Source organism: Rhizobium sp. NFACC06-2 (genome assembly GCF_900101425.1).
GTDB lineage: Bacteria > Pseudomonadota > Alphaproteobacteria > Rhizobiales > Rhizobiaceae > Agrobacterium > Agrobacterium leguminum.
In genome coordinates this window covers 50,985-64,834 of record NZ_FMVA01000009.1, presented here as the reverse complement: position 1 = coordinate 64,834, position 13,850 = coordinate 50,985, and the positions used below count along the sequence as shown (strand labels likewise).

Annotated in this window: 13 protein-coding genes and 1 riboswitch; of the genes, 5 read left to right on the top strand and 8 right to left on the bottom strand. The window is 60.2% G+C overall.

Going from position 1 to position 13,850, the window contains the following annotated elements; translation table 11 throughout:
* The first annotated feature begins 27 nt into the window (after positions 1-27).
* Positions 28-235: riboswitch (cobalamin riboswitch) on the top strand.
* 100 nt (positions 236-335) lie between these two features.
* Positions 336-2,684, top strand: a complete 2,349-nt coding sequence (gene metE, locus F3H58_RS16315; protein ID WP_149742932.1) for a 5-methyltetrahydropteroyltriglutamate--homocysteine S-methyltransferase — start codon at positions 336-338, stop codon at positions 2,682-2,684.
* A 191-nt stretch (positions 2,685-2,875) separates the two neighbouring features.
* On the opposite strand, the gene F3H58_RS16310 is transcribed toward metE, so the two are convergent.
* The 7 genes from F3H58_RS16310 to F3H58_RS16280 all read right to left on the bottom strand — a co-directional run bounded on the left by F3H58_RS16310 (position 2,876) and on the right by F3H58_RS16280 (position 9,243).
* Positions 2,876-3,109, bottom strand: a complete 234-nt coding sequence (locus F3H58_RS16310; RefSeq protein ID WP_065657079.1) for a hypothetical protein — start codon at positions 3,107-3,109, stop codon at positions 2,876-2,878.
* A 94-nt stretch (positions 3,110-3,203) separates the two neighbouring features.
* Entirely contained in the window at positions 3,204-3,641 is a 438-nt protein-coding gene (locus tag F3H58_RS16305; protein WP_149742931.1) for a helix-turn-helix domain-containing protein, read from the bottom strand.
* A gap of 123 nt (positions 3,642-3,764) precedes the next feature.
* The gene (locus F3H58_RS16300; protein ID WP_149742930.1) at positions 3,765-4,910 is read right to left on the bottom strand and encodes a hypothetical protein; all 1,146 of its coding nucleotides are present in this window, start codon (positions 4,908-4,910) and stop codon (positions 3,765-3,767) included.
* Positions 4,907-5,620 carry a TfuA-like protein gene (locus F3H58_RS16295; protein ID WP_149742929.1) on the bottom strand — a complete coding sequence of 238 codons (714 nt, stop codon included), beginning with the start codon at positions 5,618-5,620 and terminating at the stop codon, positions 4,907-4,909. The genes F3H58_RS16300 and F3H58_RS16295 overlap by 4 nt, the downstream gene beginning before the upstream one ends.
* The gene (locus F3H58_RS16290; protein ID WP_149743016.1) at positions 5,617-6,816 is read right to left on the bottom strand and encodes a YcaO-like family protein; all 1,200 of its coding nucleotides are present in this window, start codon (positions 6,814-6,816) and stop codon (positions 5,617-5,619) included. The genes F3H58_RS16295 and F3H58_RS16290 overlap by 4 nt, the downstream gene beginning before the upstream one ends.
* A gap of 37 nt (positions 6,817-6,853) precedes the next feature.
* Positions 6,854-7,282 carry a hypothetical protein gene (locus F3H58_RS16285; protein ID WP_149742928.1) on the bottom strand — a complete coding sequence of 143 codons (429 nt, stop codon included), beginning with the start codon at positions 7,280-7,282 and terminating at the stop codon, positions 6,854-6,856.
* Positions 7,283-7,290: 8 nt separating this feature from the next.
* Positions 7,291-9,243, bottom strand: coding sequence for an AfsR/SARP family transcriptional regulator (locus F3H58_RS16280; protein WP_188128954.1), 1,953 nt, complete (start codon positions 9,241-9,243; stop codon positions 7,291-7,293).
* A 172-nt stretch (positions 9,244-9,415) separates the two neighbouring features.
* On the opposite strand from F3H58_RS16280, the gene F3H58_RS16275 reads away from it, so the two are divergent.
* The 3 genes from F3H58_RS16275 to F3H58_RS16265 all read left to right on the top strand — a co-directional run bounded on the left by F3H58_RS16275 (position 9,416) and on the right by F3H58_RS16265 (position 11,636).
* Entirely contained in the window at positions 9,416-9,907 is a 492-nt protein-coding gene (locus F3H58_RS16275; RefSeq protein ID WP_065657082.1) for a hypothetical protein, read from the top strand.
* A 146-nt stretch (positions 9,908-10,053) separates the two neighbouring features.
* Positions 10,054-10,377 (top strand): hypothetical protein, encoded by a 324-nt coding sequence (locus F3H58_RS16270; RefSeq protein WP_286169639.1) that lies wholly within the window; start codon positions 10,054-10,056, stop codon positions 10,375-10,377.
* Positions 10,378-10,721: 344 nt separating this feature from the next.
* Positions 10,722-11,636, top strand: coding sequence for a TIM barrel protein (locus F3H58_RS16265; protein WP_188128953.1), 915 nt, complete (start codon positions 10,722-10,724; stop codon positions 11,634-11,636).
* Between the two features lie 78 nt (positions 11,637-11,714).
* On the opposite strand, the gene eglC is transcribed toward F3H58_RS16265, so the two are convergent.
* A complete protein-coding gene (gene eglC / locus F3H58_RS16260; protein WP_149742924.1) occupies positions 11,715-13,112 on the bottom strand; it encodes an endo-1,3-1,4-beta-glycanase EglC in 1,398 nt (465 codons plus the stop codon).
* 252 nt (positions 13,113-13,364) lie between these two features.
* On the opposite strand from eglC, the gene greA reads away from it, so the two are divergent.
* Positions 13,365-13,847 (top strand): transcription elongation factor GreA, encoded by a 483-nt coding sequence (gene greA, locus F3H58_RS16255; protein ID WP_149742923.1) that lies wholly within the window; start codon positions 13,365-13,367, stop codon positions 13,845-13,847.
* Positions 13,848-13,850 lie beyond the last annotated feature (3 nt).

Below are 13,850 nucleotides of genomic sequence, written 5' to 3'. Positions count from 1 at the left end.
GTCTATTGACATCGTGACGCCCGTGGTGAGAAATGCGGGTGTCATGGTTCTCCGGGCTCGTTCGATCCCGGAGCTAAGAGGGAATCCGGTGCGCCGACGATCGGCAAGACCGGAGCTGCCCCCGCAACTGTAAGCGGCGAGCCTTTGTCCAACACGTCACTGGGGTAAACCCCGGGAAGACGGACAAAGGCGACGACCCGTAAGCCAGGAGACCTGCCAGGACAAAATAACGTCCACGGGCGGGGTGTCCCAGTGGTTGCTGCAATGGTCCGGCAAAGGCCGGGCCTGCACGCGTCCGCTTTACCCATGCCCCCACAACCAAATGGGGTATGACAATGCCAGACAAGACCATTCCAGTCGCATCGCTCGGTTTTCCGAGGATCGGACGCCATCGTGAACTGAAGTTCGCGCTTGAAGGCTTCTGGTCCGGCAAGATTTCCGAGACGGAACTGCTCGAAACCGCAGCTAGGCTGCGCGCCGAAAACTGGGCGCTTCAGCTTGAGAAGGGGATTACCCATATCCCGTCCAACGATTTCTCCCTTTACGATCATGTCCTAGATACAGCCGTGATGGTGGGCGCCATTCCATCCCTCTATGGACGGGCGGGTGGAGATGTTTCCCTCTCCACCTATTTCGCCATGGCGCGCGGCAGCCAGAGCGAAGGGCATGCAGGCTGCGGCCATGGGCATGAAGGACACTCGCATCATGGTCAGGGCGTTCCGGCGCTGGAAATGACCAAATGGTTCGACACCAACTATCACTATATGGTGCCGGAGGTTTCAGAGGATCAGCACTTCGTGCTCACCTCGCAAAAGCCGGTCGACCACTTCCTTGAGGCGAAGGCGCTCGGCATCCATACGCGTCCGGTCATTCTCGGCCCGGTCACGTTCCTGAAGCTTGCCAAGTCGCGCGAGGCAGCCTTCAAGCCGCTCGATCTGCTGGCGAGGCTGCTGCCCGTCTATGAAGAGCTGCTGCGTCGCCTGCGCGCGGCCGGTGCGGACTGGGTGCAGATCGACGAGCCGGTCGCCGTGCTCGATCTTTCCGAGGGGGAGCGTCACGCGCTGGCTGTGGCCTATCGGGCTTTGTCGAAGGCCGCGCCGGATCTGAAAATCCTGCTCGCCACCTATTTCGGTGGGCTTGAGGACAATCTCGAAGCCGTCGCGTCGCTTCCGGTCGCGGGCCTTCATATCGATCTGGTGCGGGCGCCCGATGCGCTGGAGACGGCGTTAAATGCGTTGCCGGAAAATCACGTCCTGTCGCTGGGTATCATCGACGGCCGCAACATCTGGCGCGCTGATCTCGCTGCAATCATTACCCGATTGGAATCCGCCATCGCGGTACGCGGTGCGGCGGCGTTTCAGATCGCGCCGTCCTGCTCGCTGCTGCATGTTCCGGTCGATCTCGAACTGGAAACCGGCCTCGATGCCGATCTCAAAAGCTGGCTTTCCTTCGCCACCCAGAAGCTCGGCGAACTTGCCACGCTTGGCAAGGCTCTCGGTAAGGGCAAGGCTGCTATCGCGGCGGAACTGGAGGCTGCCTCGAAGGCCGTTGCCGCGCGTGCATCCTCGCCGAAGGTAACGGACGCCGCCGTGCAGAAGCGTATTGCGACGATTGGCGAGGCCGACAGGAAGCGGGCGAGCCCGTTTGCCGAGCGGCAGAAAGTGCAGTCGCAGGCCATTGCGTTGCCGCTTTTCCCGACGACGACCATTGGCTCCTTCCCGCAGACGCCGGAGGTGCGCAAGGCCAGATCGGCACATTCCAAGGGCGCTCTGACGGATGCGCAATATGAAAAATTCCTGCAGAAGGAAACCGAAGCGACCATTCGCTGGCAGGAGGAAATCGGTCTCGACGTTCTCGTGCACGGCGAGTTCGAGCGCAATGACATGGTGCAATATTTTGGCGAGCAGCTTTCCGGCTTCGCCTTCACTCAACATGCATGGGTGCAGAGTTACGGTTCGCGTTATGTGCGCCCGCCCATCATTTTCGGCGACGTGTCGCGTCCGAAAGCGATGACGGTTCGCTGGTGGGAATATTCGCAGTCGCTCACCGACAAACCCGTCAAGGGCATGCTGACCGGGCCGGTGACGATCCTCAACTGGTCTTTCGTGCGCGACGATATCGCCAGAAGCCTGACATGCCGCCAGATCGCGCTCGCCATCCGCGATGAGGTCAATGATCTCGAAGCAGCCGGCGCGCAGATGATCCAGATCGATGAGGCGGCTCTTCGTGAAGGACTGCCGCTTCGGCACCGGGACTGGCAGGATTATCTCGGCTGGGCGGTGGAATGCTTCCGCATTTGCTCCAGCGGCGTGCGCGACCGCACTCAGGTTCACACCCATATGTGCTATTCCGAATTCAACCAGATTATCGATGCCATTGCTGCCATGGACGCCGACGTGATCTCCATCGAGACCTCGCGTTCGAAGATGGAATTGCTGGATGCGTTTCGGAGCTACAAATACCCGAACCAGATCGGTCCCGGCGTTTATGACATCCACTCGCCGCGCGTGCCGGCGGTTGGAGAAATGGTCGATCTTCTGGCGCTGGCGCGAGAGCGGCTTGACGACCGGCAGCTCTGGATCAATCCGGATTGCGGCTTGAAGACGCGTAAATGGGAAGAGGTGAGGCCCGCCCTGGTCAACATGGTCGCCGCCGCTGCCGAGCTTCGCCGCGCGGTGCTTTGATATGAATGGAGGCCCGGCGAGAACCGGGCCTCCATCATGGCTTACGCCTGAAAAATGTGGGGGAGGGCATATGAATGCCTCTCCGGGAGGATGGAGCCAGCCGGACAGGCAGAGAGAACGTTTCCGGGCTGCGACTGGAGATCGGTATGGAAACGCTCAATCCCGGCGAATCTACGCCGTTGCGAAAGCGCTCAATGCAGATCGGCCTGAGCGAAGGCGCCGACATTAAGCTCTGCGCTTACCGGCGGCAGACCCTGCTGATTGATGTCCTGGGCCAGCGACAACAATGCCATTTCCAGGAAATAGGTCGACATGCCCAGTTCCAGAGATTTCGAACGCTGGCAAAGATAGGAAACCATCCGCCCGAGCGCCAGAATCTCGTCTGCATTGTCCTGTTCAAGTATATCTGTGGTAGACGCCGCCATGATTCCCTCTCGACAGTCGACAGTATGAAAACGCGATGATGTTGCGTTGTTCATTTTCGACCACATCGAGCGTCACGCGAGCGTCACACCTGCGTCAATCGTCCTTTTTGTCCGCCGGCGCGGCGGCATTTTCCGCCGCTTCAGTGGCGGCGAGCGATGTCACGAGAGCGACGATGCTTCTGCGCACGGCGGCGCTCTTGATGCGCGAAAAGGCCTGATTGAGCGAAAAGCCTTCATTCGAGGCCACGAAGGTCTGCATGGCATTGATCGTGCCAAGGGCCGGATTGGCCGGGTCGCCATCGGGCGTGGCATTGGCGAACAGGGAGCTGACCTCAACGCCGAGAATCGACGCAATGGCCTGCAGACGGGACGCGCCGACACGATTGGCACCCTTTTCATACTTCTGGACCTGCTGGAAGGTGATGCCCAATCGCCCGGCCAGTGCACTCTGGCTCATGCCGAGCGACTTGCGGCGCATTCTGATTTGTGCGCCGACATGGACGTCGATCGGGCTGGGTAGTTTGGCGTGCATTACAAATTCCTCCGGTTGAGGTTCCTAAATCCGATGATCAATTAATATCGTTGAAGGTATACATTCAACACAATTTCCACGGGTATTATGACGCTTTATTGACGAAATTGCACGATTTTTCGTTCATAATCGCGTGTCCGGCCCGCGATTTATTATTTTTGTTGCACAACGCAACGCCCCGTTGCGGCTGGAAAGATGGCTCCATCCGGCCACGCCGATGGTCTGAAAGCCGATTCTGTCCCAAATTTCTCGGTTCATTGCATCGAATTCCTCAAGCGACTCGGTATCGCCGAAATGCGGAACCCAGACGAATGGCCGTTTCTGACCGGAACGTATGACATTTTCAAGAAGGACATTGTTATAAAGTCTGGGCAGGCATTTGTTGGTGTCGATGGCCGGCGAAAGCGGGATGGGATTTCGTTCTATCGCAAAACCCTGCCGCGCGAGCCAAAGTGTCGAGGCGTCCAGTTTTCGTTTCAGCTCGGTCGCGGCGCGGACACTGCGTCCGCCATGCGCGACAGGGTCGGCAACGAGCAATAGCGGCCGGCCGCCGCTTCTCAGACCGGTGACGGAAACGAACTGGTCAACGTGGAAGCCGCATTGGTGCATTTTTTTGCCGGCAATCTCCGCTCCGCAAGTTTCCATCGCGGAAAAATCGGAGGAGACCGGGACTTTGCCGAGATCTTCCGGCCGATATCCGAAACTGAAGATGTTTCTGCCGTCGAGAGCCTGAATTTTTCGCCACCGCTGCGAAGGGATGGCCGCATTCCTTCCTATCCCCCTGTCATCCTGCAGGCTGGAATGGCCCACCAGCCGAAAATCCGGGCCGACAAGCTGGTTGCCGCCTGCCAAGGCGACATCCGAATGCGTGGTTGCCGCTCCCAGATATTCGGCCAAGCTGACGCCGATGGCCTTCTCCGCCACCGGGACGAATTCTGTCGCGGGATCAACCGCACGCACATGGAACATGTCCTGTATCCACGGATGCGAAATGCCGTCGTTTCCGGCAAGGGGTATCAGTTCGGTGCCGCAGGAGGCTGGCAGTCTGCCGAGCCAGTCCCGCGCTGACCCGAGACTGGCACGATCGGTCACGATAAAAGCGGTGATATCCGCAGGCAGGGCCGAGAGCAGATTTCCGATTGGAATGAGCGGTGAAACAGTGTCAGTGGCCCTGTTTTCCGCAAAAAAAGCGGCCGGTAGTGCGAGCGCAATCGTGCGGATCAGCCCGCCGCAATCGGGCATCAGAGGCAGGGGCTGGATGGCGCTCAAGACCTTTTGTCCCCTGCCGCCCGCCTTGCCGCCAATTGCTGGAAAAACATCGTGTTCTGAAGCTTCCATGATGGCGGCGGTGGGGATGGCAACGTTTCGCCCGTGAGCATTGCCAGAAGCCTCATCGCATCGTTTCTTTTGACGGAAACCGCATTCGCCGCGAGCTGATTTGCCGTCTCGGAGCCGAGGCCGGCTTCCGCGGCGATGGCGCGCCATGTCCTGCGGGTAAAATGCAGATTGTTGGCTGCGCGGGTGAGCGCGTCATATTCCTCTGGAGCGACCGTATCGCGGCAGGCGGCAAGCGTCGCCTCGGCATCGACCAGCGCGACTGTCAGCGGGCGGTAATCGAGCGCGCCGGGTGCATGGCTCACCGCCACATCGGCATCGGAAAAACGCCGCTCATCCCGATAGGCCTCGAAAATCTCGCCGATGCCGATCATGCCGAAGGGGGCGCATTCCGCCGCCCTGAGCGCCCCCATGCTGGCGGCGCCGAAAACGGTGACGCCGCTCGCCAGTGCAAACAGAATTTCCTTGTGCCAGACGGCGGCGCAATCGCCGTAAAGCCCGTCGATCAGCCCGATTGTCCCCACACCTTGCCGAACCGCATCGAAAATATCGCCGCAGGCGGCCGGACCGCGAACATCGAGAGCGGACGTATATTCGCCCGCGATGCCGTGGATGGACGGGCCTGCAAAAACCACCGGCTTCATCCGAGGCCTCCGACGCTCAGCAGGTGATCGAGGGTGCGCTGCGAGATGTGTTGCAGGCCGCCGCCGGCCGGAGCAAGGCCGCTTGCCAGAACCCGCACCACATGCAGGCCGGATACCTCCGTTTCCAGCGGAAAGACATAGATATCCTCGATGCCGCCGGCGAACAGGTGCGTCGCAAGTTGACGCCATGGCGGCGAAGACGCGGCGTCATGTATAAAATCGAGATTGGCCGGCACCCTTTCCATCGGCTGCACGCCGGGGGCCGAAGACCCGGCCGCAACCATATCCCGCTGGTAGCGGAGAGGGGAAAGATCGTCCCTCGCGCCGCTGATATCGGTCAATCGCGACTGGATCGCCTCCAGCAAGGCTGCAATCGCGGCGCCATGGATATCAGGCCGGCAGGCGGCGCCCGCGGCGCTGCGGGTGGCAGGCCCGTCCTGCGCCTGAAGCGACCGGGGCAGGCTCGCCATCACCACCGGCACGCCTAGCCCATTCGTCATGTCGAAGAAGGACGGCGGCAGGCCGATATCCGACAGATGCTGGACAAGACCGTCGAAGGAAGGATCGACGCCCGCCGGAATGAGGGCCGGTCGCGGTGCGATGGCGCGCGTCTCGAAAGTGTCGACAAGGACGCAGGCGTCATTTTCAATGAGTTCGAGCAGGGCATGGAGGACCGCATGGTCATGGTCGAACCCTGCCGCGAGCCCTTGGGAACTCATGCGGAAAGCCCGCCGGTCCCATGGGAAATCCACGCGGAAATCCATGCCGATGAGCTCGTAGGGCGCAAAAATCTCCCGCTGCTGGCGAATGGAAGTCCCCTTCACCCAGGCGCGTTGCTTTCGCGGATCGAGCGCGTCCGGATCGACCCTGCCGACGGTTTCGAAGGGAATGAGAGGGACCCCTTTGTCCCACATCTCCTGAACGGAGCTGAAGGCGGCGATATGTTTGCGGGTTTCTTCGGCAACCGCGCCTTCGATCGCCTCCATGATCGCCGATAGCCGGGCCTGTTCCGCGACAAGCCCCTTGCCCTGCGAGACCGACAGCCCGCGCGAATTGGGCCGGGCCGCGAACCAGACGGGAATGCCGATAATATCGAGGCCGGTCACGTCGCCGACACGGGTAATCCCGAACCGCCGAAGCAGTCCGGGATCGAAGAACGAAGCGTCGGCATGCCTTGAAGCCGCTGTCGCTGATATGGGAGCATCGGCGCCGGTCAAGGCTGCGAAACCGCGATCAGGGCGCCGTGTTGCTATCGTCGGCAAGGATGGCGTCGAACAGCTCACCGGTGACGGAGCCGGCCGGGCCGACAGCCTTCAGGGCCGCTTCGATCGGCGCCTGTACCATGCGGTTGAAATCCCAGCCGGCGTCGACCACTTCGCCGATAAAGGCGAAATCGGCTTCGGAAACCACGGCGCCGCCGGCGACGAGGGCTTCGATGCCCTGGATCTGCACCTGATCCAGTTCCGCTTCCGGCTGGCCGTCCTGGCGAACGAGCATGGACTTTGCGGCCGCGGCCACACGGGCATAGCCATCCACGCCCGGATGGCTGGTTTCATACGCGGCAATTGTCTCATGCGACACGGACGCGACCCTGAGCGGCGCCGTGCGAATGAAGAGAACGCCAAAACCCTTTTTTCCGACAATGAAGAAATGCGAGGACATAATATCTCCTATTTAATCCCAGCTAATCGAAGTGCGTGATAGAATTTTTCATTCGCTACCGGGTCCCGGTCCGGAGACAGACTGCTGATCTCCCTCGCCGTCATACCCGGATAGTTTTCCTGAAGCCTGTTGCCGGTTTCCAGAGCGGCGGCCAGATCGCCATGCAGGGCGTGGCTTGCGGTCAGGACGCGCAACGCAGGCTCGTCATTTTCCATTCGCCCGCACAGTTCCACCGCCGTGCCGTAATCCTCGCGCTTGAACGCGATGCTGGCGCCGGCCCACCAGTAGATGTCGGGCGCCAGAGGATTGAGATCGATGGCCTGCTGAAATTTCTCCCAGGCGATTTCCGCATCGCCGAAATGAGCAAGCGCGTCGGCATGCTGGAGCAGGAGGTCGGCCGAGTTGGGCGCCAACGCCTCCGCCTCGAAGAATTTTTCGGCTGAGACATCGAAATCCCGCTGGTAGAGCGCCACCACCGCGCACATCCAGTGGCCCACCCCAAGGGCGGGGTCGATTTCGACGGAGGAGTCTGCCTCCGCCTTGGCGCGATGCAGGAGATGGGGGTCGTTGCCGCCCAGCATCAGCCATTCCAGTTGCAGGCTCTGCGCCACGCGGGCGCGGGCAACCGCCATGCTGTGGTCGAGATCGACGGCCTTGCGGAACATCGAACGGGCTCTTCTGAGAAGCGGCAGATCGCATTTGCCGCGCAGAAGCTGCTGGCCTTCCAGCAATTGCCGATAGGCCTCGCCGCTATGATTGCGGTCGGGCTCCACCTGAAGCCGCTCGATTTCCCGGGCAAGCGCTGCCGCCACCTGTTTGGAGAGCAGCCGGAAGGCGGCGTGGATATGCCGTTCGGTCAGGACCGCTTCCAATGACCAGACGATTTCACCGCTTGCATCCTCGATCAGTGCAACCGACATGCGGGTTTCGTCGAACACGGTCGAAATGATGCGGTAATCCGCCCGCAGCATGGCGTAGCCGTCATCGGCCCGGTCATGCGCCAGCGCAAAGGTGCTGTGCGGCGAAAGGACGGTGAAGGTTCGGTATCGGACAAGGCTGTTGGCGACATCCTCGACGAAGGCGTGCATGACCGGCGAGACCGGCTGCCCGTCGACCCGTGTCGGGCGCACGAATGCGACACGCGGTTTTGCCATTGATTTTCGGCGACTGCCTTCTTCCCGTTCGGCGGGGGCCGTTATCGTGACGGCCAGACTTTGTATTCTGCGCCTCAGCGCCACGGTCTCGGCTTCCGGCGAACGACTTTCCTGACGAAGCTGCTCCATCAGAAGCTGGTACATGCCCTCGCAGGCGCTGATATTTCCGATCCGCGCATAGGCCGCCATGGCGGCGCGGTAGGTTTCTTCGCGCTCCGGTTCGATCTTGCAGGCGCATTCGGCAAGTCTGGCGATGTCGTTCGAGCTGGCGCGGCCGAACCGTGTCAATTCCTCCAGAAGCTGGGTGTAGCTCGAAAAAAACAGGTCCCTGAGACGGCGGCGCTCCGAAAGCAGCCAGAGATAAAGATGGTCCTGCCCGGCCTCCAGCCCCTCCAGCAACTCGCCGCCGAATTCGAGCAGCGCATTGAGCCGCCGCATCGGGTCTTCGGCCCTTGCGCCGGCAAGGAAGATGGCAAGGTCGGTGCGCTGCGCCAGCTTGCCGGCCTTCAGGTCGTTTCCTTCGGTCAGAAGGATGGCATCGTCCTCATTGGGCAGTTTCTGCAGGCGGAGAATGAGCTGCCGCAAATTACCGAGAGCCCTTTTCTGCTCGACATTTTCCCACAAAAGAGATGCGGCATGCTGGCGGGAAAGGGACTGGTTCGGCGCAAGGATGAGGGCGGCGGTGAGGGCGAAGCCCTTGGACGGAAAAAATGCCTCCCGCACCGCATCACAGCGCGGGGTGCCAAAAAGCCGGATCGGTATCAGTTCAGCGTTCCCAGCCACTTTCGTCCCCTCATGAATCATCATCTAACAACGTGTCCGGGAAATTGAAAGTCATCATAGCGTTCCATTTGACGCTGGTGTGACGCGGCCTGCCTATTGTCGCAGACAGAAGCATGAATGACGGGTGGAAAACAGCGGACATGCGACGGGCAGGCATCGGGAATTTTCGACAGTGATAGCGTTTAGCGGTAGCTACATGGCCTTCGAGCCGCGCATTGAGCCTTACCAGCGTGCCGACGACGTCGGATATGCGGTCAGTGAATTCATGTGGTTCAAGGGCCGTCCGTTCTATCCGGTCTCGGCGCTGGTCCATGCGAAGGTCGCGCATGCCAGGCTGTCGGCGGAAAAGGGCGACGAAGAGGACGAGGATAATCTCGATATTCTCTTTCGCATGCCGTTGGTGGCGGGCGGGCACTTTTTCGAGATCGTGCTGCGTTCGAATGAGGGAACGTCCTACGGCGGCTGGGTGTGGGGAGAAGAACTGGAAATCCTGAATGAATTCGTCAACGGCTATCGCGTTCTGGCGGGGAAGTTCGACGACAGGCTCATCCGGTTCGAATATTCCAGGCGGTTTCAGCGCTACCGGACGATCGAGCCGCTGCCGGTGGAAAAGTCCGTCTTCCTGATCCAGCGGGAGGCAAAACCCTATGCGGGCAGGCGTGGTCTGCCGGGAGTCCCGGTGGCCTGATTGCGGGGGCGCTCTTTGGGTCAACGGGCGGAAGGCATGGATGCGCGTATTGCGGCATGTCCGGTAAAGCACGGCTTTATCGGAAGTCACCCGGGAATATTTTTATTTTTATTGTGTGGAACATTATGATGCCCAATAGAGGTCAAATGCGTAACGGGGGGATGTCATCGCAGCTTGTGGCGGTGAATTGCGTTTCCGACGACGATACGCTTTCCGATGCGGAGAGCGTTGAGGACGAGCCGTGCCCGCTTCTGCGCAGCGACAGGCTCTATGTTGTCAGCGAGCCCGTTTCCCAGACATTGCCCGCATCCGCCGTCGGCGATGATCTAGCCGTAAAAGAAGTATCGGGCGGGGCCGAAATCCGAAACAAGGTTGTCGATGCCGATATCAGGGCCGCAAAATGGGCCTGGGCTATATTGGCCATCGCGCATTGCTGGCTGATTTATTTCATGGTGCACAATCTCGGTTAGCAGCTCCCGCCGGAAGACATCCGGTTTCAGCCCGCTGCTGCGCAGAACCATCGCCGCAATTTGGGGCTGCCGCCTGTCCAGCCGCGAAGGCCCGTTCTCCCTGCTGTTTGCCTGCGGAAATGTCATAAAGCTGTAAATGAAGAAACTTAATTGAGTGATCGGTTTCAACGGAAACGGATCACCATGTTCCGGTCGCTTTTTACCAACACGGCAGCGGACCTTTTTACGACATCGCATCGCCCGGGATAGACGACGTCAATATCGACCGCCCGGACCTGTTTGAAGTGGCGTCGCATGGGCGGCGTCCGAACTCCCATGACCTTTCTTGCCCTGGAGATGACGAAGTGAGCAATCTTATAGGTACCGGCTTCAACGCCGGCTCGGACGATGGCGAACTGGCCACCCTCGAAAACGATCTGCGTGCGCTTGCCGAAATTGGCTGCGATACCGTGGAAATCGCCGCAACAAGCCTCGACATGATCGCCGGCGGCCGGATCATTGAGGAGCGCGCCGACCGTTTTGTGTCGCTCGCAAAGCAGTTCGACTTCCGCTACACCGTGCACGGTCTCGTCTCTTCGAATTTCATGGATCCGGTGACATGCCGTTACCAGATCGATGCGGCCAAGGCGCTTGCCGTTCTATGCGACCGTATCGGCGCGGGCATTCTCGTCCAGCATAGCGGCGCGCTGCGTGCCGACCAGATCGCCGAACGGGCCGATGCAGACAGCCGCGAGCGGGAAGCGCTTTTCGAACTGGCGGAGTTTTGCCGGCCCTATGGCGTGCGCATCGCCCTTGAGAATATCTTCTCCACCGAACCCGGCCAATATCGCCAGACGCCGGCCGAAGTGGCAGCGACCGTGAAGGCTGTCGGTCACGACAATCTCGTCGCGCTGATCGACTTCAGCCATGCCTATCTCGAATCCACCTATCGTGGCCTCGATTTCCGCGATGAGCTTCGCGCCATGGCGCCGGTTGCCGGCCATCTGCATGTGCACGATTCCTTCGGCCGCCCGCAGGGCTTCTATCAGCCCTATTTTCCGCAGGAAAACACAGCACTCGGCATCGGCGATCTGCACATGCCGCTCGGCTGGGGCGATATCGACTGGCAGGACATCTTCTCGGAACTTTCCTTCCTGCCCGACACCGTGCTGATGATGGAAATCGGCCGCCGTTATCGCGCCGAACAGCCGGCAAGCCTCGAAACGGCGCGGCATTTGATCTTGCTAAATAGCGCCCGCACCCAGCTCGCGGCCGAGTGATGGGCCTGAACGAGGCGTAAGCCGACAGGCTGATGTTTGAAACACCGGCAGTCCCGATGCGACTGCCGGTGTTTTAATTCATGCGGCCCAGTCGGAGAGTGAATAGGCCCTGATGTAATCGATCATCATCTGGGAGCCGTCGCTGAAATCCGCGTCCGATGGCGTGCCCGCAGTACCGCCGACGGCAAGGTTGACGACCATATACATGGGGTCATGCATATCATCGGGCGTATCCGTCTGCGCCACGGCGACATCGTCGAAATACCAGGTTATGTGCTCGGCATCCCACAACAGGCCGTAAGTATGAAACCCTTCGGTGCTCGGCACGCTGACATTGTTGATGACTGAGGTCTGTTCACCGGTGGCGTTGGAATGAGCGGACATGATGAGCGTATTGGGATTCTGACCGCGCATTTCGATGACATCGAGTTCAGGCGGCCAGGAGCCGTCTTCGGGCAGGAGCCAGAAGGCAGGCCAGGCGCCCCGGTCGGTCGGCATATCGGCGCAGATTTCGAAATAACCATAGGTCTGGCTGAAGGAGGAATAGGTGTTCAGCATCCCCGAGGTGTAATCATAACCTTCGACCTCGTCGGCAATCGACTGCGGGGTCTCCTCGGCGGTAATGGTCAAGACGCCGTTTTCGACGCTGAAAGGGTTGACCTCCGATGTGCCGGCATAGGCCGGGTTGATATACCATTGCGCCTCGCCATTCGTCGTCAGCGAGCTTCCCTTTTCCGGCGCCCACCAATATTTGGCGTCCCAGGTGCCCTGATCGCCGCTGCGCAGCGACAGCGTATCGAATTCATCGGCAAAGGTCTGGGTGAGGGACGATCGGTCAAGGCTGAGTTCGAACTGGTCGGCCTGAAGGTCGTCTATGGTCGTTCCAGCAAGAACGATGGCCTCGCCATTCGAAAAATTGAGCCACAGGTCGCTGCCTTGCTGCGTGGCGCTGCCGACAAGCTGGTCGAAAGATGTGATGCCGTAGCCATTGAGCCGGATCGTGTCATTGGCGCTGAAATCCGTGATGAGATCGGTGCCGTTGCCGCTCGTGAAAACAAAGGTGTCGGCTCCGCCGCCGCCGATCAGCACGTCGTTGCCAGCCCCACCATCGATCGTCTGGCTGCCCGACCCGCCGGTGATGATATTGTCGAGCGAATTGCCGAAGGCATAACGCCCGTCACCCGTTACCCGCAAATTCTCGAAATTGTCGGGCAGGGTGTAACTCATCCAGGTATCGATGGTGTCGATACCTTCCCCGGCATTTTCGGCGGCGCGATTGATGCTGGAATAGAGATAATAAATATCGTCGCCCGTACCGCCCGCCATGGTCACGTTGACGGAACTGTCGCCCCACATGGAATCATTGCCTGCAGTGCCGGTGAGCAGCGGGCCGGAACCCGTGGCGGAGAAAAATCCCGTGGAACTGCCGCTGTAATAGAGTGTGTCTCCAAGCGCATTCACTACTGTCCGGGCCATGAACCGTCTCCTGTCCGTTAGCGTTGGTGTCTCACTCCTCCTGTCGCACACCCTAACAGGGCAAAAAGCCTCCTGTTAGGCCGAAATATGAGGGGTATGTTCCGTTGCGGTTGCATTCAGCTGTTGAACGGGCGCGTTGTCATGACCCGCTTCCGCCTGTTACATATTCGTTTTTGAGCCGGCGCAGCGCGGTCTTGCGGTGCCCCTGCGGGCGATGGCAGGATTGGGCATATCGGCAATGGAGTGTCAGGATTGAGCGTAGCCTTTACCAAGGAAGACAGTGCGGAAACCGCAGCCGAAACCGTTCTGCCGGATCGGGTAATCTCGCCGCATCCCAATCTGGTAACGCAGTCCGGGCTGAAGGCGCTGGAAGAGCAGTTGCGGGCGGCGCGCGAAGCCTGCGAGGCGGCCAATGCCATTGAAGACATCAATGAAAGACGGCGCATTTCCGCCAGCCCGCTTCGCGATCTGCGATATTTCTCAGAGCGGGTCCGCACCGCGCAATTGATGCCTGATCCGCCAGCGGATGGCGTTGTCGCTTTCGGCAGCCTGGTGACGTTCAGCCGCGATGACGGGCGAACGCAACGGTTCCGGATCGTCGGCGAGGACGAGGCCGATCCTGCGGCGGGAACGATGTCCTATGTTTCCCCGGTTGCAAGGGTGCTGATGGGAAAAGCGGCCGGCGATCTCGTCAGTTTGGGCGGGAGGGAGATCGAGATCGTCGACGTCGCCTGAAGC